Source organism: Streptomyces macrosporus (assembly GCF_039533145.1).
GTDB classification, from domain to species: domain Bacteria; phylum Actinomycetota; class Actinomycetes; order Streptomycetales; family Streptomycetaceae; genus Streptomyces; species Streptomyces macrosporus.
In genome coordinates this window covers 48233-66707 of the sequence record NZ_BAAASZ010000003.1, presented here as the reverse complement: position 1 = coordinate 66707, position 18475 = coordinate 48233, and the positions used below count along the sequence as shown (strand labels likewise).

Genomic DNA, 18475 nt, shown 5'->3' with positions numbered 1-18475 from the left:
CTGCCCGGGGAGGGTTCTCCCGGTCGTTCTACCCGAACCTACGCTGGCGTAACTTCCCTGACCAGTACCGGTGGTGAGAGATCCTCGTCACGTCGCCGTCCGGCCGGTCCGGCCCGCCGCCTCACCCCGTGGCCCGGCGCAGCACCAGGTACACCTCGCAGCCCAGGCAGTACCCGAAGACGGCGTTGAGGAAGGCCGCCGCGAGCGCGCAGGCGGTCGCCGCCATCCCCAGCCACAACGGCCCCACGCCGTACCCCACCAGGCCCACGAGCGCGAAGAGCAGCCCGACGCCCTGGGCGAACCGGGGCGGCGCCTCGTCCTCGAACCGTGTCGGGGGGCCGAGCCGCGGCCGGACCAGGAGGCGGAACAGCAGTCCGTACGGCGAGCGCCGCACCCCGAGGGCCGCTCCGGCGGCGAACACCAGCGCCTGCGCGGCCAGCAGCCAGAAGCTCCCGGTGATCAGCACGGCGGCCAGGACCGCGGTGGTCACGGCCGCCCCGAACCTCGGTCCTCGTATGTCGATGTCCATGCCGACAGCATTCCCCACCGCGCGGTGGGGAGCGGGCCGGACGCGGGAATCCGCGGGACGGTCGCGGACGCTGTGGGAGACGCTGTGAGAGAGGCTGTGGGAGACGGTGCCGGGCACCGCCCGCGCCCCGCGGGCGGGCGGCGGATCGGACGGCTCGAACGGACGGGTGGGATGACGGGACTGGTCGTGTGTCTGGCGATGCTGGCGCTGGCCGGCGCGTTCGGAGTGCTGAAGGGACGGCGGGACGGAAGGATGACGGTGCGCGGACGGGACGAGGACAGGCGGTTGACCGCCGAGGCGATCGGCGCCGAGAGGCTGGGCGAGCGCGCCACGCTGGTGCAGTTCTCCAGCGCCTTCTGCCGGCCCTGCCAGGCCACCCGGCGGATCCTCGCGGAGGTCTCCGGCATGGTGGAGGGCGTCGCCCACGTGGAGATCGACGCCGAGTCCCGACTGGACCTGGTACGGGAGTTGGGCATCCTGCGCACGCCCACGGTCCTGGTGCTGGACGCGCGGGGGCGGATCGTCCGGCGGGCCGCCGGCCTGCCGCGCAAGGCCGACGTCATCGCCGCGCTCGGCGAGGCCGTGTGAGCCGAGGGGGCGCGAGCGGCGTCCACGCCGCGTGACGCACGACACGGGTGACCCTGGTCCCATTCGTCGAGGCCGCGCTTGACGGAGATCGCCGGCGGTCGCCAGGGTGACACGATGTGGCCAGGGGATCTCGAATGAGCGCGAAGGACGCGCGGCCGGCACCGGACGTCACGGACGCCGGCCCCGCGCTGCTGCGCGCCGTCTTCCGGCGGCACGCCGCCGGGGTCGCCGTGGTCACCGCCCACGGCCGGGGTCGTCCCGTGGGCTTCACCGCGACCTCCCTCGCCTCGGTCGCCGCCGAGCCGCCGCTGCTGTCCTTCAACATCGCCACCGCCTCCTCCAGTTGGCCGGTGATCGCCGAGGCGGAGCACGTGGGGGTGCACGTCCTGGGCGGACACCAGCGGGAACTGGCCGCCGTCTTCGCCCGCCCGGGCGCCGACCGTTTCGCCCCGCCCACTCGCTGGCACCGCGGTCCGCACGGCGTACCGGTGCTGGAGGGCGTCCTGGCCTGGCTGGTCTGCGACGTCGTGGCGCGCGTGCCGGCCGGCGACCACCGTCTGGTCCTCGCCGAGGCGGTGACGGGGGACGCCTCGGGCGCCGGACTCCCGCTGCTGTACCACGGCGGACGCTTCAACGTTCCGCGCGAGGGCGCCGTGCCCCCGTGAGCCGTTGGCAACGTCACAGTTCACCGCCCTTGAAGACCGGGAACGGGGTGGTTGTACTGACGAGTAATATCCTGGATGGAGAGCCGGCCCCACCGGACCGGAATCCGCCCGATCAGGCGCCTATGCTGCCTGTGAGACAAGGCAGCCAGTAATGACGACGCAAGTAGGAGAGCCGGCGTGAGCTTGAGGATCGTTGTCTGTGTGAAGTACGTGCCCGACGCCACCGGCGACCGGCACTTCGCCGACGACCTGACCGTCGACCGCGACGACGTGGACGGTCTGCTGTCGGAGCTGGACGAGTACGCCGTCGAGCAGGCGCTCCAGATCGCCGAGAACGCCGACGACGCGGAGGTCACCGTCCTGACGGTCGGCCCGGAGGACGCCCGCGACGCGCTGCGCAAGGCGCTGTCGATGGGCGCCGACAAGGCGATCCACGTCGAGGACGACGACCTGCACGGCACCGACGTCATCGGCACCTCGCTGGTGCTGGCCAAGGCGATCGAGAAGGCCGGCTACGACCTGGTGGTCTGCGGCATGGCCTCCACCGACGGCACCATGGGCGTGCTGCCCGCCCTGCTGTCCGAGCGGCTGGGCGTGCCGCAGGTGACGCTGCTGTCCGAGGTTGCCGTGGAAGGCGGCACGGTCACCGGCCGCCGCGACGGCGACGCCGCGACCGAGCAGCTCCAGGCCGCGCTGCCGGCGGTGGTCTCGGTGACCGACCAGTCCGGCGAGGCGCGCTACCCGTCCTTCAAGGGCATCATGGCCGCCAAGAAGAAGCCGGTGGAGTCCTGGGACCTGGAGGACCTGGACATCGACGCGGACGAGGTCGGCCTGGAGGGCTCCTGGACCGCGGTGGAGGAGGCCACCGAGCGCCCGGCCCGCACCGCCGGCACGATCGTCAAGGACGAGGGCGAGGGCGCCAAGCAGCTCGCCGAGTTCCTCGCGGGCCAGAAGTTCATCTGACGCCCCCGCGTCCCGCACGCCTCACGACCGCCCTCGCAATCCTCGCAGGAGAACGACTCCCATGGCTGAAGTCCTTGTCTACGTCGACCACACCGGCGGTGCCGTCCGCAAGCCCACCCTGGAGCTGCTGACCCTGGCCCGCCGCCTCGGCGACCCGGTCGCCGTCCACCTGGGCGCCGGCGCCGAGCAGGCCGCCGCCACGCTGGCCGAGTACGGCGCGGTGAAGGTGCTCACCGCCGACGCCCCCGAGTTCGCCGACTACCTCGTCGTACCGAAGGTGGACGCGCTCCAGGCCGCGTACCAGGCCGTCTCCCCGGCCGCCGTGCTGATCCCCTCCTCCGCGGAGGGCAAGGAGATCGCGGCCCGCCTGGCGCTCCGCATCGGCGCGGGTCTCATCACCGACGCCGTCGACCTGGAGGCCGGCGACGAGGGCCCGGTGGCGACCCAGTCGGTCTTCGCCGCCTCCTTCACCACCAAGTCCCGCGTCACCAAGGGCACGCCGGTCATCACCGTCAAGCCCAACTCCGCCGCCCCGGAGGCCGCCCCGGCCGCGGGTGAGGTCGAGCAGCTGTCGGTGACCTTCGGCGAGAAGTCCACCGGCACCAAGGTCGTCTCCCGCACCCCGCGCGAGTCGACCGGCCGCCCGGAGCTGACCGAGGCCGCGATCGTGGTCTCCGGCGGCCGCGGCGTCAACGGCGCCGAGAACTTCGCGCTCATCGAGAACCTGGCCGACGCGCTCGGCGCGGCCGTCGGCGCCTCGCGCGCCGCGGTGGACGCCGGTTGGTACCCGCACACCCACCAGGTCGGCCAGACCGGCAAGACCGTCTCGCCGCAGCTCTACATCGCCGCCGGCATCTCCGGTGCCATCCAGCACCGCGCCGGCATGCAGACCTCGAAGACCATCGTGGCCATCAACAAGGACGAGGAGGCCCCGATCTTCGACCTGGTCGACTACGGCGTCGTCGGCGACCTGTTCCAGGTCGTCCCGCAGCTCACCGAGGAGGTCAAGGCCCGCAAGGGCTGAGCCTCCGAGAGGGCCGAACCCCCGGGAAGAGGCCCGACAACGGCCGGGGCCGCGCGATCGACGGTTCGATCGCGCGGCCCCGGCCGCGTCCGCGGGCGCTCCCGCGCTCAGGCCACCGGGCGGACCCGACCCCCGGTCGCCCGCCGCAGCGCCTCCGCCAACCGGTCCCGGACGGCGGTCTGGGCGGCGATGCGCTCGTCGAGCACGGCGAGCCGCTCCAGCACGACCTCCAGGCCCTTCTCGGAGGGCGGCGCCGCGACCACGTCCCCGTCCAGACAGGGCATGAACACCCGCACGTCGTCCAGGGTGAGCCCGACGTCCAGCAGACGGCGGATGTTCCGCACGCGCACCACCGCCCGCTCGTCGTAGACCCGGTAGCCGTTGGGGGCCCGCTCCGAGGAGAGCAGACCCGCCTGCTCGTAGTGCCGCAGCGCCCGGGGCGTGGCCCCCGTGGCCCGTGCCAACTCGCCGATGCGCATTCCCCTCACCTCCAGGGGCACCACCCTCACGCCACCACCGCCCCACCGTCCACCGGGACCACCGCTCCGGTGACGAAGGACGCCTCCGGGGAGGCGAGCCGGACGATCGCCCAGGCCACCTCCTCCGGCCGTCCGATCCGGCCCAGCGGGGTGTGCGCCGACTGCCACGCGCGGACCTCGGCCATCTGCTCCGGCGTCAGCCCCCGGTGCTCGCCGATCGGGGTGTCGATCGCGCCCGGCGCGACCGCGACGACCCGGATGCCGCGGGGCGCCAGTTCGACGGCCCAGCTGCGGGTCAGCGAGTCCAGCGCCGCCTTGGCCGCCGCGTAGAGGGAGTTGTCCGGCCAGGCCCGCTGACCCACGGACGTGCCGACGTTGACGATCACCCCGCCGCCCGAGGTCTCCAGGGCGGGCAGAGCGGCCCGGGCCAGCAGGACCGGCGCGACCAGATCGGTGGCGAGCAGGGGTTCGATCACCCGCGGCGCGAGGGTGTCGAGGGGACCGCCCAGCACGATGCCGGCGTTGTTGACCAGGACGTCCAGCCGTCCGTGGGAGTCCAGCACCGCGCGGACGATGCGCTCGGGCGCGCCCTCGGCGGTGATGTCGGCGGGCAGCGGGGTGATCCCGGGCCGGCCGTCGGCCGTCTCCTCCAACGGCCCGACGCGCCGTCCCACCGCGACCACGCGCGCGCCCTCGGCCGCGAACGCGCGGGCCGTGGCCCGTCCTATGCCCGTGCCGGCCCCGGTGACGAGGACGGTCCTGCCGCTGTGCCGTGAGGTGTTGTCGGTGTCCATGGCGGTCATCGTCCGACCCTGACGCCCGCGTCAAGGTCAAGCGACCGCGGGAGGCGGCCCGCCGGCACCCTCCCCGCCGTCCTCGGCGCCCCGGAGGGTCTCGCCGGGCCGGTGTACGCGAGGGTGCGCGCCCGGGACGGGGAGCGGATGCCCGGTCCGTCCGTGCGTCAGGAGCGTGGCGGGATCTCCCCCGAGCCGCGGGGGATCAGCCGGGTGGGGAGTTCCACGCGCCGCGGCGCGTCGTCGGCGCCCTCCAGTCGCCGGAAGAGCAGTTCGGCCGCCTTGCGCCCCAGCAGCGCGGGCTCCTGGGCGATGACGGTGACCGGCGGGGTCAGCAGGTCGGCCAGCTCGAAGTCGTCGAACCCCACCAGCGCCACGCGCCGCTCCCGCACGGCCGGCACCCTCACCACGGTGACGGTCACCCGGTTGTTGCCCGTCAACAGCGCGGTGACCGGTGCCGCGGCCGATCCCCGGCCCTCCACCATGCGTTCGGCGTCGGCACGGACGCGCTCGGGGTGGGTCGGACCGAGCGCGACCCAGGACTCGTCCACCGGCAGCCCCGCCTCGGCCATCGCGGCGCGGTAGCCGCGCAGCCGCTCGGCGGCGGTGTGGATGCGCGGCAGGTCGCCGATGAAGCCGATCCGGCGGTGGCCGTGGGCGATGAGGTGGGCGACGCCCTCGCGGGCGCCCTCGAAGCTCCGGGAGAGCACCGCGTCGGCCTCGATGCGCGCGGCCGGACGGTCCACGAAGACGGTCGCGACGCCGGCGGCGATCTCCGGCTCCAGGTAGCGGTGGTCGGCGCCGGCCGGGATGATCACCAGGCCGTCCACGCGCCGGGCGCACAGGGCGAGCACCAACTCCCTCTCGCGCTCCTCGTCCTCGGCGCTGGAGCCGTTGATCAACAGCGCGCCGTGCGCCCGGGCGACCTCTTCGACGGCGCGGCTGAGCGGGGCGTAGAAGGGGTCGGCGAGGTCCTCCAGGACCAGTCCGATGCTGGAGGTGCGGCCCTTGCGCAGGATGCGGGCGCTGTCGTTGCGGCGGAAGCCCAGCGCGGTTATGGCCTCCTGCACGCGGCGCTCGGTGTCGGGCGTGACACCGGGCTCGCCGTTGACGACACGGGAGACGGTCTTGAGGCCGACCCCGGCGCGGGCGGCCACGTCCTTCATGGTGGGGCGCAGCCCGTAGCGGCGCCGGGCGGGTCGGGCGGGTCGGGCGGAGTCGGCCACTGCGGTCCTGTTCTGTCGTCTTCTGCCGTCGACGGTGACGCGTGCGTGCACGGATGACGCAGAAGCATAAAGCGAGGAAACGGGAGCGCAGAGCCCGGCGAAGAGACGGGCGAAGAGAGTGGACAACGTTGTCAGAAATGGGTGAGACTTGCCGCTCATGGACCAGGATCTTCTCGCTGCCCTCGACATCGGCGGCACCAAAATCGCGGGCGCGCTGGTGGACGACGACGGCGGGCTGCTGCTGCGCGTCCAGCGGCCCACCCCCTCGCGGGAGCCGGGCGACGGCGTGATGCGGGCGGTGGCCGAGGTGCTCGACGAACTGCGGGACGCGGACGAGTGGCGGCGCGTGGCGGCCCTGGGCATCGGCAGCGCCGGCCCGGTGGACGGTCGGCGGGGCACGGTGAGCCCGGTGAACATCCCCGGCTGGCGGGACTATCCGCTGGTCGCCCGGGTGCGCGAGAGGATCGGGGAGCTGCCCGTGAACCTGGTCGGCGACGGCGTGGCGATGACCGCCGCCGAGCACTGGCAGGGCGCGGCGCGCGGTCGGGACAACGCCCTGTGCATGGTCGTCTCCACCGGGGTGGGAGGAGGCCTGGTCCTCGGCGGACGGCTGCACCCCGGGCCGACCGGCAACGCCGGTCACATCGGCCACATCAGCGTGGACCTCGACGGCGAGCCCTGCCCGTGCGGGGCGCGCGGCTGCGTGGAGGGCATCGCCAGCGGTCCCAACATCGCCCGTCGGGCGCTGGCGGACGGCTGGCGGCCCGGGCCGGACGGCGACACCAGCGCCGCCGCGGTCGCCGCCGCCGCCCGGGCGGGAGACCCCGTGGCCGCGGCCTCCTTCGAGCGCGCCGCGCGGGCGCTGGCGGCCGGGATCGCCGCGACCGCGACCCTGGTCGAGATCGAGATCGCGGTGGTCGGCGGGGGAGTGGCGCAGGCGGGCGAGGTGCTGTTCGCGCCGCTGCGCCGCATCCTGGGGGAGTACGCCACCCTCTCCTTCGTACGGGAGTTGGAGGTCGTTCCCGCCGGCACGGGGACGGACGCCGGTCTCGTCGGGGCCGCGGCGGCCTGCCGGGAGGCGTTGGGCCGTCCGTGACCGTGAGCGGCGCCGGAGGCGGCGGCGCGTTTCCGGGGCGGGGTGGAGCGGGCAGTGAACCGGGGACGACGGAAGAGGGGGACCCGTGATCGTCTGGCTGAACGGCGCCTTCGGTGCGGGCAAGACCACCGTGGCTCGTGAACTGGTCGAGATGCTTCCCGACAGCGTCCTTTTCGATCCCGAACGGATCGGTGACGAACTGCGGGAGATCCTTCCGCGGAAGCGTCTGGACGAGGTGTCGGACTACCAGGACCTGCCCGCCTGGCGGCGGCTCGTCGTGGAGACGGCCGCCGCCCTCCACCAGGAGGTGGGCGGAACCCTGGTGACCCCGATGACGTTGCTGCGACAGGAGTACCGCGACGAGATCTTCGGCGGGCTGGCGGCCCGCCGCATCTCCGTGCGCCATGTGCTGCTGGAGGTTGACGAAACGATCCTTCGCGAGCGCGTCGCCCGGCGCGAGGAGCGCTCCGCGCACGGCGAGGCCGGCACGGCGGCGCGCGCCCGGTGCCTGGAACGCCTTCCGGCGTACCGGCGGGCGCTGTCCTGGCTGGCGGCCGACGCCCACACCGTCGACACCTCCTCCCTCACCCCCCGGCAGACCGCCGAACGGGTGGCGGAGGCGGTACGGGCCGGAGCCGGCGTCTGTGACATCGTGCAGACCCCCGAACCGACCGCGGAGACCGTGGCGGCCGGGGTCCTGCTGTTCGACGAGGAGGGCCGGGTGCTGCTGGTCGACCCGACCTACAAACCCGGTTGGGAGTTCCCCGGCGGTGTCGTCGAGCCCGGCGAGCCGCCCGCCCGCGCCGGAGTGCGCGAGGTGGCGGAGGAGTTGGGGCTGAGGCTGGACGCCGCGCCGCGGCTGCTCGTCGTCGACTGGGAGGCGCCCAGACCGCCCGGCCACGGCGGCCTGCGGCTCCTCTTCGACGGCGGTCTGCTGACCGCGGCCGCCGCGCACGACATGCTGCTGCCCGGCGCGGAGCTGCGCGGCTGGCGCTTCGTCACCGAGGAGGAGGCCGCCGGGCTGCTCCCCCCGGTGCGGATGGACCGGCTGCGCTGGGCCCTGCGGGCACGCGAGTGGGGCACCACGCTCAACCTGGAGGCGGGCGTACCGGTCGGGACGTGAGACCGCCGCCGGCGTGCCCGCGGCGCGGACACACCGGCGGCACGGGCGTCAGCCGCGCCGGGACTCGGCGTACTTGCGCAGGAACAGCGCCTCGGCGAGCGACAGCCGCCTCAACTCCTCGGGCGAGACGCTCTCGTTGGCGGCGTGGATCTGCGCCTCCGGCTCGCTCAGGCCGATCAGCAGGATCTCCGCCTCGGGGTAGAGCGTGGCCAGGGTGTTGCACAGCGGGATCGAGCCGCCCTCCCCGGCCACCTCCATCTCGGCGCCGTCGTACGCCTCCCGCAGCGCCTCGGCCATCGCGGTGTACGCCGGGCTGGTGGTGTCCGCGCGGAACGGCTGGCCCTGGCCCACCTGTTCCACGCGCACCCGCGCGCCCCAGGGGACGTGGGACTCCAGGTGGGCGGTGAGCAGCTTGCCGGCCTCGACGGCGTCCACCCCCGGCGGAATCCGCAGGCTGACCAGCGCCCGCGCGCTCGCCTGCACCGACGGGGTGGCGCCGACGACCGGAGGGCAGTCGATGCCGAGCACGGTGACGGCCGGGCGGGCCCAGATCCGGTCGGCGACGGTGCCCGAACCGATCAGCTCCACCCCGTCGAGCACCTTGGCGTCCTCGCGGAAGTCCTCCTCGGAGTACTGCAACCCCTCCCAGGAGGAGTCCACCGACAGCCCGTCGACGGTGGTCGAACCGTCCTGGGCGCGCAGCGAGTCCAGGGTGCGGATCAGCGCGGCGAGCGCGTCGGGGGCGGCGCCGCCGAACTGACCGGAGTGGAGGTTGCCCTCCAGGGTGTCCACCTGCACCGTCACCATGGTCATCCCGCGCAGCGTCGCGGTGACGGTCGGGCGCCCGAGGCGGAAGTTGCCGGTGTCCCCGACGACGATCGTGTCGGCGGCCAGCAGCTCCGGGTGCTCCTCCGCGTAGCGCTCCAGACCGCCGGTGCCCATCTCCTCCGAGCCCTCGACGACGACCTTGACGCCGACGGGTATCCCGCCGTTGGCCTTCAGCGCGCGCAGCGCGAGCAGGTGCATGATGAAGCCGCCCTTGCAGTCGGCGGTGCCGCGTCCGTACCACCGCCCGTCGCGCTCGGTCAGCGTGAACGGCGGGGACAGCCAGGCGGCCTCGTCCAGCGGCGGCTGCACGTCGTAGTGGGCGTAGAGCAGCACGGTCGGCGCGCCGGGCGGGCCGGGCAGGAAGCCGTACACCGACTGGGTGCCGTCCGGGGTGTCCAGCAGCGCCACGTCCGTGAAGCCCTCGGCGCGCAGCGCGTCCGCCACCCACCGGGCCGCCGCCGCGCACTCCTCCGGCGGGAACTGCGCGGGATCGGCAACCGACTTGAAGGCCACCAGCTCGGCGAGCTCGGTGCGGGCCTGGGGCATCAGCGAGGCGACGGTGGCTGCCAGTGCTTGCGCCATGGGGGAACGCTCCTTTGTGCTGCTGCGTTGTGTGCCTGGGAGACGGGGTCGCCGAAGGGCAGGCACGTGCATGATGCCGATACTCCCATAGAGGGCTCCGACGGCCGCAGGTCCTAGGATGCGGCGGTAACCGGAAGCGGCAGAGCGGGAGCGGTAACACACGTGAGCAGCGAGAACGCCGAGGGTACGGACCGGCAGAATTCGGTGTGGGACGTCGTCGTGGTGGGGGCGGGGCCGGCCGGGGCCTCGGCGGCGTACGCGGCGGCCGTCACCGGTCGCCGGGTCCTGCTGCTGGAGAAGGCCGAACTACCCCGTTACAAGACCTGCGGCGGCGGCATCATCGGCCCCTCCCGGGACGCTCTGCCGCCCGGTTTCGAACTTCCGCTGCGCGACCGGGTGTACGCCGTGACGTTCTCGCTGAACGGCCGGTTCGCCCGCACCCGCCGCTCCCGGAACATGCTGTTCGGGCTGGTCGACCGGCCCGAGTTCGACCACGCCCTGGTGGAGTCCGCGCAGAAGGCCGGCGCGGAGCTGTGGACGGGCGTCACCGTCACCCGTGTCGAGCAGCACGGCCCGGCCGTCCCCGACCGCCGCACCGTCGCCGTGGTCCTCGCCGACGGCCGGACGGTCCTGGCCCGCGCCGTGGTCGGCGCGGACGGCAGCGCCAGCCGGATAGGAGCCCATGTCGGGGTGAAGGTCGATCAGGTCGACCTGGGACTGGAGGCGGAGATCCCGGTGCCGCCGTCGGTGGCCGAGGACTGGGCGGGGCGCATCCTCATCGACTGGGGCCCGCTGCCCGGCAGTTACGGGTGGGTGTTCCCCAAGGGGGACACGCTCACGGTCGGGGTGATCTCCGCCCGCGGCGAGGGGGCCGCCACCAAGCGCTACCTGGAGGACTTCATCGCCCGTCTCGGACTGGCCGGCTTCGAGCCCGCGATCTCCTCGGGGCATCTCACCCGCTGCCGGTCGGCGGACTCCCCGCTCTCCCGGGGCCGTGTCCTGGTCTGCGGCGACGCCGCCGGACTGCTGGAGCCGTGGACGCGCGAGGGCATCTCCTTCGCCCTGCGCTCCGGACGGCTGGCGGGGGAGTGGGCGGTGCGGATCGCCGACGCGCACGACGCGGTGGACGCCCGTCGCCAGGCCCTCAACTACGCCTTCGCCATCAAGTCCGGGCTGGGGGTGGAGATGGGAGTGGGGAGCCGGATGCACGCCGTCTTCGCCCACAGACCCGGGATGCTGCACGCGGTGCTCACCGGCTTCCGCCCCGCCTGGAACGCCTTCGCGAGGATCACGCGGGGAACGACCACCCTCGGGGAACTCGTCCGCACCCACCCCCTCGCCCGACGGGCCCTGGAGAAGCTGGACCGCTGAGCGAGCCGGCGGACGGACCCGGGCCCCCGGTCCCCGTCTTCCGGATCACCCTTCCGAGGTGATCCGGAAGACGGGGTGCCGGTCGGCTGTGGCCAGCAGCTCCCCGTCGGTGGAGGAGGGGCCGACACCGTCGAAGAAGGCGCCGACCTCCCACCGCCACTTCTTCAGATAGGCCCGCAGCACCGCGGGCTTCTCGGCGTCCGGCAGTTCCACGGCCGTGAACCGGTCCACGCGCCCGCCGATCCGCAGCTCGCCGCCGCCCGCCGCCCGCAGATTGCGCACCCACTGCGTGTGGCCGCGCGGTGCGACGAGGTACCGCTCGCCCCGGAACTCCAACGGATTGACGGGAGTGGTGCGCCACTCGCCGCTCGTGCGCCCCCGCACCGCCAGGGTCCGGGCGCCGGCCGGGCCGATGCCCCACCGGATCAGCCGGCCCACCGCCCTGTTGAGCACGGAGTCGGTGAGCGCGCCGGTCTTCCTGTAGTGCTGCCCGTCGTGCTGTGCGGCCACGTCGGCCTCCTCGGAGAGAGAACCCATCGTCCGAGATCGGCACTCGGAAAAGAGATCACCGCTCTCGCTTGAGATCAGTGTTACACGCCGGCGCGCGGCAGAACAAGAGCAGTGCTCTCGTCTGTGTTCGCCGATCCGGAAATGGCACACTGGTTCCATGAACGCGATCCGAGGAGTCAGGGAACGGGCCCGCGCCGAGATCACCGCGGCCATCAAGGACGAGGCGCGCCGGCAGCTCGCCCGGGAGGGCGCCGCCAGGCTCTCCCTGCGCGCGGTCGCCCGCGAGCTGGGCATGGTCTCCTCGGCGCTCTACCGCTACTTCCCCAACCGCGACGAGCTGCTGACCGCCCTGATCGTCGACGCCTACGACGCCATCGGCGCCACCGCCGAACGAGCCCTGGCCGCGGCGGACCGGGACCGGCCCGTCATCCGCTGGCGCGCGGTCTGCCGGGCCGTACGGCAGTGGGCCCTGGCCCATCCGCACGAGTACGCGCTGATCCACGGCTCGCCCGTCCCCGGCTACTCCGCCCCCCAGGCCACCGTCGCCCCCGCCTCGCGCGTCGGCCTCGCCCTGATCGCCGTCGCCCGCGACGCCCGCGCGGCGGGCCTCCTGCGGGAATCCGCCGCCACGTCCGTCCCGCGGGCCGTCGCCGAGGACGCCGACCGCCTCACGGCCCGGCTCGACGTCGACCTGCCCGCTCCCGTGACGGCGACGCTCGTCGCGGCCTGGGCCGAGCTGTTCGGTCTGGTCGGCTTCGAGGTGTTCGGTCAGTTCAACCGGGTGGTCGAGGCCCGTGAGGAATTCTTCGACCACGCCGTCGCCCGCCTGGCCGAAGCCGTCGGCCTGACGGACGGAGACGTCGGCCTGACGGACGGAGACGGAGAGCGGGAACCGGCGACGCCACCGCCGGGGCCCTGACCTCCCGGGCGCGCGGCCACGGTGCGCCGGGGGCCGGCGAGCGGCGAGCAAGGCGTGGGCGGGCCGGGAACGCCCACGCGGGCGGGCCGTGGCAGGGCGTCCACGGCCGGCGGGGTGTCAGGCCGTCCGTCGCCGCGTACCGGCCTCGCGACCCCGACCCGCGCGCGGCGCCCGGCCCGGCCTCACGACGCCAGCACCGACGTCGGCAGCAGCGAGGGGTCCTGACGGAGGATCCGCGTGTGCAGGTCCCGCAGGGCCGGGCCGGGTTCCGACCCCATCTCCTCCGCGATCCGGCGTCTGGCCTCCTCGTACGCCACCAGCGCGTCCGAAGGCCGGCCGCTGCGGTACAGGGCCAGCATCAACAGCCCCACCAGCCGCTCGCGCAAGGGGTGTTCCGCCACCTGCCGTACCAGTTCGTGGACGCACTCGTGGTACCGGCCCAGCTCCAGGTCGCCCTCCAGCCGCGCCTCCAGCACCATCAGCCGCTTCTCCGCCCACCGGCGGCGCTCACCGGCCAGGTACGGCCCGGTGAGCCCCTCGGCGAACTCGCCGCGCCACAGCTCCTCCGCCTCCCGGGCCAGCGCACCGGCCCGGCGCAGATCGCCCGACTCGCGCGCGGCCAACGCCTCGCGCAGCAGTGTCCGACGCTCCGCCAGATCGTCGATCCGCGCGTTCTCCAGCAGGTAACCGCTGCCGGTCCACACCAGCTTCGGCGCCGAGCATCCGCCGCCCGCCACCGCGAAGGCCCGACGCAGACCGGAGACGTACTTCTGCGCCAGATTCCTCACGTGCGACGGCGGTTCGTCGCCCCAGACCGCGCTCACCAGCGCGTCGTACGACATCGGTCGCCCCTCCTGGAGCAGCAGGACGGCGAGCACCGCCCTCTGCCGGGGCGGCCCCAGCGGCACTTCGGTCCCGTTGTGCAAGGCGCGCAGCGGACCGAGTAGTTCGAATCGCAGACCCTCAGCCATGTGCCCTCCCTCGCTGCCCTATGAGCCTACGTCCTGAACGGCGTTCCAGTGGATCTTCAGTGGATCTTCCAACGGAAGGCGGGCGGCCCGCGCGGGCGTGACCGGAACGAGACGCGCACGGTGAGGACGCGCGCCGACGCCCCGGGGATGCGCGCGGGCGGTCGCCGCGCCGCGCCCCCGGTCGCCGCCGGGGCGCGGTCCTCCTCGGCGCGGTCCTCCCGGCCCTCCCGGCCCTCCCGGCCCTCCCGGCCCTCCCGGTCGGCCCGGAGGAGCCGGGGGAGGGGAGGTACTCCGCCGGGAGTGCGCGCGAGCACCGCGCGAGGCTGACGCCCGTCCCGCCCGCCCGGGACTAGCGTTGTCACCATGAGCGACAGGACCACCACCCGCCACGGCGGCGGCCCGCCGTGGCGGCGCGGGCCGCTCGCCCCGCCCGTTCCGGGGCGGCTGCCCTGGGCCTCCTCGCTCGTACTGGCCGCCGTCCAGCTCGTCGGCACGCACTTCGCCGCCGTCCGGCAGGAGGGGCTGCGGGTCCCGCTGGACCCGTTCGCCCTGCTGCTGCTCGTGGCGGGCCCGGCCCTGCTGGTGTGGCGCCGGCGCAGGCCGGGGCTCGCCGCGTTCGGCACCGCGGCCGTCGCGCTGGTCTACCTGGGGGCCGGTTACCCCTACGGGCCCGTGTTCCTCAGCGTCGTCGTCGGCTGCTTCGCCGCCGTCACCGCCGGACACCGGCACGCGGCGCAGGCCGCGTTGGCGATGTTGTGGACCGGTCACCTCCTGATCGGCCACTGGCTGTACCGATGGCTGCCGCCGACCGGCGACCCGCCGACGGACTGGGGACAGGACCTGTTCATCGCCGCCTGGATGGTGGCCGCGCTCGCCGTCTCCGAGCTCGTCCGGACGCGGCGCGAGCAGTGGGCCCGGGAGGAGGCCGAACGGGAGGCCGCCGAGCGCCGCCGGGCGGGGGAGGAACGGCTGCGGATCGCCCGCGAACTGCACGACGTCCTCGCCCACAGCATCTCGGTGATCAATGTGCAGGCCGGAGTCGGACTGGCCCTGCTCGACTCCGATCCCGAACAGGCCCGCACCGCCCTGACCAGCATCAAGACCACCAGCAAGGAGGCGCTGGGCGAGGTGCGCCAGATGTTGGAGGCCCTCCGCGCCCCGGGCGACGCGCCCCGCGCCCCCGCTCCGGGCCTGGCGAGGCTGCCGGAGCTGGCCGACCAGGCGGGCCGGGCGGGGCTGCGGGTGGAGACCGTGACCGAGGGCGCGCCGGTGCCCCTGCCGCCCGGTGCCGACCTGGCGGCGTTCCGCATCGTCCAGGAGGCGCTGACCAACGTGGTGCGGCACTCCGGCTCCCGGGTGGCGCGGGTGCGGCTGGGCTACGGCGCGCGGGAGGTGGAGATCCGCGTCGACGACGACGGTCCGGCGACCGACACCGGCCCGGCCGGCGGCGGGAACGGCCTGGTCGGTATGCGCGAGCGGGCCGCGGCGCTCGGCGGTACGGTCGAGGCCGGTCCGCGCGGCGACGGCGGCTTCCGTGTCCTGGCCCGCCTGCCGCTGCGTCCCGGGCGGCACGGGACGACCGACGGCGCCGACGGGGGGACGCCGTGATCCGCGTACTGCTCGCCGACGACCAGGCGCTGGTCCGCGCGGGGTTCCGTGCCCTGCTCGACGCGCAGCGGGACATCGAGGTGGTGGGCGAGGCCGCGGACGGGGAGGAGGCGCTGGCCCGGGTGCGCGAGCTCCGCCCGGACCTGGTCCTGATGGACATCCGGATGCCGGTGCTCGACGGCCTCGTCGCCACCCGCCGCATCACCGGGGACCCGGATCTGGAGACGGTGCGGGTGGTCATGCTGACCACCTTCCAGCTGGACGAGTACGTCTTCGAGGCGATCCGCTCCGGCGCCTCCGGCTTCCTGGTCAAGGACACCGAGCCCGAGGAGCTGATCAGGGCGGTGCGGGCCGTCACGGGCGGCGACGCGCTGCTGTCGCCGGGGGTGACGCGGCGACTGATCGAGGAGTTCGCCGCCCGCTCGCGGGAGCCCGGGTCCCCCGCGGAGCTGGACCCGCTGACCGAGCGCGAGCGCGAGGTGATGGCGCTGGTGGGCCTCGGCCTGTCCAACGAGGAGATCGCCCGCCGTCTGGTGGTCTCCCCGCTCACGGTGAAGACGCACGTCAGCCGCACCATGGTGAAGCTGGGCGCTCGCGACCGCGCCCAGTTGGTCGTCATGGCCTACGAGACGGGCCTGGTCCGCCCCGGCTGGCTGGGGTGACGCCGCCGGGAGGCGGCGGCCGGCGGCCCTCGGCGAACCGGTCCGGCAGCCGCTCGTCCGGCACGCCCTCCTTCCGTGCCCGGACGGGGCCGCGGGTCGGCGGCCGAGGCGTTCTCCCGCCCGGTTTCCACGGGCCACCCCGCTTTGTTCGGAAGCGGCACAAAGAGAGAATGGAACGGTGACCCCGACGCGTACGACAAGGCTGGAGAGAGGCCGCGGAGCCCTCGGCCCGGCGCTGGAACTCGTGCACACCGGCCGTGCGCCCACCCGCGCGGTGCTCACGGCGGAACTCGGTGTGACCCGGGCGACCGCCGGAGCCGTGGCCGCGGAACTGGAGGCGCTCGGGCTGATCACCGTCGACTCCCGGCCCACGGCCGCCGCCGGCTCCCAGGGCCGCCCCTCCCACCGGCTGTCGGTGAACCCCGACGGGCCGGTCGTCCTCGCCGCCCAGGTGCACGCCGACGGGTTCCGCGCCGCCCTCGTCGGACTCGGCGGTCGGATCGTCGCCACCGCGCCCGGCAGTCTCACCGTGGAGGCCGACCCCGCGCAGGTGCTCGCCGAGGTCGTCGGCGTCGGGGCCCGCCTGCTGCGCGAGACCGGACGGCGCTGCCTGGGCGCCGGCCTGTCCGTGCCCTCCTCCGTCGCCGAGCCCGAGGGCACGGCCCTCAACCCGCTGCACCTGCCCTGGCCCGCGGGCGTGCCCGTGCGCGAGATCTTCACCCGGTGCCTGGCCGAGGCCCGCATCCCCGGTCCGTCCGGCGACGCCCCCTTGACCGGCCACGCCGCCAACGACATCAACCTCGTGGCCCTGGCCGAGCACCGCCACGGCGCCGGACGCGGCGCCCGCGACCTGCTGTGCGTGGCCACCGGGCACCGCGGCGTCGGCGGCGCGCTGGTCCTCGACGGCCGCCTCCACACCGGCAGTTCGGGCCTGGCCCTGGAGGTCGGTCACCTGACCGTGGACCCGGACGGCCGTCCCTGCCACTGCGGCGGGCGGGGCTGCCTCGACGTCGAGACCGATCCGCTGGCGTTCCTGGACGCGGCCGGCCGCGAACCGGGACCGGAGACCAACATGCTCCGGCGGGCCCTGGAACTGCTCCGCACGGAGTACGCCACCGACCCGGCCGTGCGCGACGCCGCCCACCTGCTCATCGACCGACTCGGCCTCGGCCTGGCCGGACTGGTCAACATCCTCGACCCGGACCGGATCATCCTCGGCGGACTGCACAGCGCCCTGCTGGAGGTCAACGGGGAACGACTGCACGCCGTCATGGCGGAGCGCAGCCTGTGGGGGCGGAGCGGCACCGTGCCGGTGCTGGCCTGCGCGCTGGAGCACAGCAGCCTGGTCGGTGCCGCCGAACTGGCCTGGCAGCCCGTCCTGGACGATCCGATGGCGGTGCTGGGAGGCTGAGCCGGTGGATTCCGTGGAACACCCGCGGCGGCCGCGACACGCGGAGCACACGCGGCCCGAGCGCGCCGAGCGGCCCGAGCGGTCCGTGCGCATCCGCCCGGGCCGCGCCGGTGACCTGCCCGTGCTCCGGGACGTGGAGCGGGCCGCGGGCCTGTGCTTCCGCGATCTGGGCATGGACGCCGTCGCCGACGACGAGCCCCCGTCCCTGGAGACGCTGCGCGCGTACGCAGAGCGGGGAGGGCTGTGGGTCGCGGCCGACGGGGACGACCGCCCCGTGGCCTACCTGATGGCCGAGCCGGTGGACGGCCACATCCACGTGGAGCAGGTGTCCGTGCACCCCGACAGCGCCCGGCGCGGCATCGGCAGGGCGCTGATCGACCACCTCGCGCGGTGGGCGGCGGCGCGCGGGGGACGCGCGCTGACCCTCACCACCTTCGCCGAGGTGCCGTGGAACGCCCCGTACTACGAGCGCTGTGGGTTCCGCCGCCTGGACGACGCCGAACTCACCCCGGGCCTGCGGGAGATCCGCCGCCGGGAGGCCGAGCACGGCCTGGACCGTTGGCCACGGGTGTGCATGCGGCGCGACCTGTGAGCGGCGGCCGGGAGCACGGCGGGACGGCCGCCGTACTCCCGGCGGAGCAGGGACGGAGCCGACGGCCGTACGACGACACCGGGGCCGCCGAGGACGAGGCTCGGAGGTGATGGACCAACCGTTCCGACCGAGGAGCCGAACCACCGTGGACGCCATCGACATCCTGTACCAACCGGCTCACTGGGGCGGCGGGGGACCCGGCCCCTGGATCCTGCTCGTGCCCCTGGTGTGGGCGCTCGTCATCGGCGGCCTGATCCTGCTGGCGGCCCGTGCCGCCCGGTACGGCCGCGGCCCCTGGAAGGCCCGCGCCGCCCACGACGAGCCCTCCGCCGTCACCCTGCTGGAGAGGCGCTTCGCCGCCGGTGAGATAGAGGAGGACGAGTACCGGCGCCGGCTGTCCGTGCTGAACCGGGCACGGGGGGACGCGGCATGACCCGCCGCCTTCGGCGTCGCCGTACGCCGCGCCGAAGGCGGCGGCACCGCGGCCCCCGGGCCACGCGGTCGCCCGCCGGCCCGCCCGACTTTCCGACGGGC

21 protein-coding genes are annotated in these 18475 nt (G+C 74.6%); 13 read left to right on the top strand and 8 right to left on the bottom strand.

The annotated features are described in order from the left end of the window. Positions 1–121: 121 nt before the first annotated feature. Positions 122–529 carry a DUF4395 domain-containing protein gene (locus ABD335_RS00740; protein ID WP_344320011.1) on the bottom strand — a complete coding sequence of 136 codons (408 nt, stop codon included), beginning with the start codon at positions 527–529 and terminating at the stop codon, positions 122–124. Positions 530–700: 171 nt separating this feature from the next. On the opposite strand from ABD335_RS00740, the gene ABD335_RS00735 reads away from it, so the two are divergent. The 4 genes from ABD335_RS00735 to ABD335_RS00720 all read left to right on the top strand — a co-directional run bounded on the left by ABD335_RS00735 (position 701) and on the right by ABD335_RS00720 (position 3769). Beyond that, the gene (locus ABD335_RS00735; protein WP_344320010.1) at positions 701–1117 is read left to right on the top strand and encodes a TlpA family protein disulfide reductase; all 417 of its coding nucleotides are present in this window, start codon (positions 701–703) and stop codon (positions 1115–1117) included. 134 nt (positions 1118–1251) lie between these two features. After that, positions 1252–1782 carry a flavin reductase family protein gene (locus ABD335_RS00730; RefSeq protein ID WP_344320009.1) on the top strand — a complete coding sequence of 177 codons (531 nt, stop codon included), beginning with the start codon at positions 1252–1254 and terminating at the stop codon, positions 1780–1782. 177 nt (positions 1783–1959) lie between these two features. Continuing rightward, positions 1960–2745, top strand: coding sequence for an electron transfer flavoprotein subunit beta/FixA family protein (locus ABD335_RS00725; RefSeq protein WP_344320008.1), 786 nt, complete (start codon positions 1960–1962; stop codon positions 2743–2745). 61 nt (positions 2746–2806) lie between these two features. Next, entirely contained in the window at positions 2807–3769 is a 963-nt protein-coding gene (locus tag ABD335_RS00720; RefSeq protein WP_344320007.1) for an electron transfer flavoprotein subunit alpha/FixB family protein, read from the top strand. 107 nt (positions 3770–3876) lie between these two features. Here the strand turns inward: ABD335_RS00720 and ABD335_RS00715 are convergent, their stop codons facing one another. The 3 genes from ABD335_RS00715 to ABD335_RS00705 form a co-directional block, all read right to left on the bottom strand. Next, the gene (locus ABD335_RS00715) at positions 3877–4248 is read right to left on the bottom strand and encodes a MerR family transcriptional regulator (protein ID WP_344320276.1); all 372 of its coding nucleotides are present in this window, start codon (positions 4246–4248) and stop codon (positions 3877–3879) included. Positions 4249–4274: 26 nt separating this feature from the next. Continuing rightward, complete coding sequence (locus tag ABD335_RS00710; RefSeq protein ID WP_425583510.1) at positions 4275–5042, bottom strand: SDR family NAD(P)-dependent oxidoreductase; 768 nt, start codon at positions 5040–5042, stop codon at positions 4275–4277. 167 nt (positions 5043–5209) lie between these two features. Continuing rightward, entirely contained in the window at positions 5210–6208 is a 999-nt protein-coding gene (locus ABD335_RS00705; protein WP_344320275.1) for a LacI family DNA-binding transcriptional regulator, read from the bottom strand. Between the two features lie 217 nt (positions 6209–6425). On the opposite strand from ABD335_RS00705, the gene ABD335_RS00700 reads away from it, so the two are divergent. Both ABD335_RS00700 and ABD335_RS00695 read left to right on the top strand, forming a co-directional pair. Beyond that, entirely contained in the window at positions 6426–7364 is a 939-nt protein-coding gene (locus tag ABD335_RS00700) for an ROK family protein (protein ID WP_344320005.1), read from the top strand. An 85-nt stretch (positions 7365–7449) separates the two neighbouring features. After that, the gene (locus ABD335_RS00695; RefSeq protein ID WP_344320004.1) at positions 7450–8487 is read left to right on the top strand and encodes an NUDIX domain-containing protein; all 1038 of its coding nucleotides are present in this window, start codon (positions 7450–7452) and stop codon (positions 8485–8487) included. Positions 8488–8535: 48 nt separating this feature from the next. Here the strand turns inward: ABD335_RS00695 and ABD335_RS00690 are convergent, their stop codons facing one another. Beyond that, complete coding sequence (locus ABD335_RS00690; RefSeq protein WP_344320003.1) at positions 8536–9897, bottom strand: dipeptidase; 1362 nt, start codon at positions 9895–9897, stop codon at positions 8536–8538. A gap of 162 nt (positions 9898–10059) precedes the next feature. On the opposite strand from ABD335_RS00690, the gene ABD335_RS00685 reads away from it, so the two are divergent. Continuing rightward, entirely contained in the window at positions 10060–11268 is a 1209-nt protein-coding gene (locus ABD335_RS00685) for a geranylgeranyl reductase family protein (RefSeq protein ID WP_344320002.1), read from the top strand. Positions 11269–11313: 45 nt separating this feature from the next. On the opposite strand, the gene ABD335_RS00680 is transcribed toward ABD335_RS00685, so the two are convergent. Further along, a complete protein-coding gene (locus ABD335_RS00680; protein WP_344320001.1) occupies positions 11314–11778 on the bottom strand; it encodes a nitroreductase family deazaflavin-dependent oxidoreductase in 465 nt (154 codons plus the stop codon). Between the two features lie 157 nt (positions 11779–11935). On the opposite strand from ABD335_RS00680, the gene ABD335_RS00675 reads away from it, so the two are divergent. Then, complete coding sequence (locus ABD335_RS00675; RefSeq protein ID WP_344320000.1) at positions 11936–12697, top strand: TetR/AcrR family transcriptional regulator; 762 nt, start codon at positions 11936–11938, stop codon at positions 12695–12697. Between the two features lie 182 nt (positions 12698–12879). Here the strand turns inward: ABD335_RS00675 and ABD335_RS00670 are convergent, their stop codons facing one another. Together ABD335_RS00670 and ABD335_RS00665 are read right to left on the bottom strand one after the other, a co-directional pair. Continuing rightward, positions 12880–13668 carry an AfsR/SARP family transcriptional regulator gene (locus tag ABD335_RS00670; protein WP_344319999.1) on the bottom strand — a complete coding sequence of 263 codons (789 nt, stop codon included), beginning with the start codon at positions 13666–13668 and terminating at the stop codon, positions 12880–12882. A 56-nt stretch (positions 13669–13724) separates the two neighbouring features. Further along, a complete protein-coding gene (locus ABD335_RS00665) occupies positions 13725–13982 on the bottom strand; it encodes a hypothetical protein (protein WP_344319998.1) in 258 nt (85 codons plus the stop codon). Between the two features lie 49 nt (positions 13983–14031). On the opposite strand from ABD335_RS00665, the gene ABD335_RS00660 reads away from it, so the two are divergent. The 5 genes from ABD335_RS00660 to ABD335_RS00640 all read left to right on the top strand — a co-directional run bounded on the left by ABD335_RS00660 (position 14032) and on the right by ABD335_RS00640 (position 18374). Next, entirely contained in the window at positions 14032–15276 is a 1245-nt protein-coding gene (locus tag ABD335_RS00660; protein WP_344319997.1) for a sensor histidine kinase, read from the top strand. Continuing rightward, positions 15273–15938: a response regulator transcription factor gene (locus tag ABD335_RS00655; protein WP_344319996.1), complete on the top strand. Its 666-nt coding sequence runs from the start codon at positions 15273–15275 to the stop codon at positions 15936–15938. Before ABD335_RS00660 ends, ABD335_RS00655 begins: the two co-directional genes overlap by 4 nt. 178 nt (positions 15939–16116) lie before the next feature. Then, positions 16117–17349 carry an ROK family protein gene (locus ABD335_RS00650; RefSeq protein ID WP_344319995.1) on the top strand — a complete coding sequence of 411 codons (1233 nt, stop codon included), beginning with the start codon at positions 16117–16119 and terminating at the stop codon, positions 17347–17349. Positions 17350–17434: 85 nt separating this feature from the next. Then, positions 17435–17941 carry a GNAT family N-acetyltransferase gene (locus ABD335_RS00645; protein WP_344320274.1) on the top strand — a complete coding sequence of 169 codons (507 nt, stop codon included), beginning with the start codon at positions 17435–17437 and terminating at the stop codon, positions 17939–17941. 145 nt (positions 17942–18086) lie between these two features. Beyond that, the gene (locus ABD335_RS00640; protein ID WP_425583509.1) at positions 18087–18374 is read left to right on the top strand and encodes an SHOCT domain-containing protein; all 288 of its coding nucleotides are present in this window, start codon (positions 18087–18089) and stop codon (positions 18372–18374) included. Positions 18375–18475 lie beyond the last annotated feature (101 nt).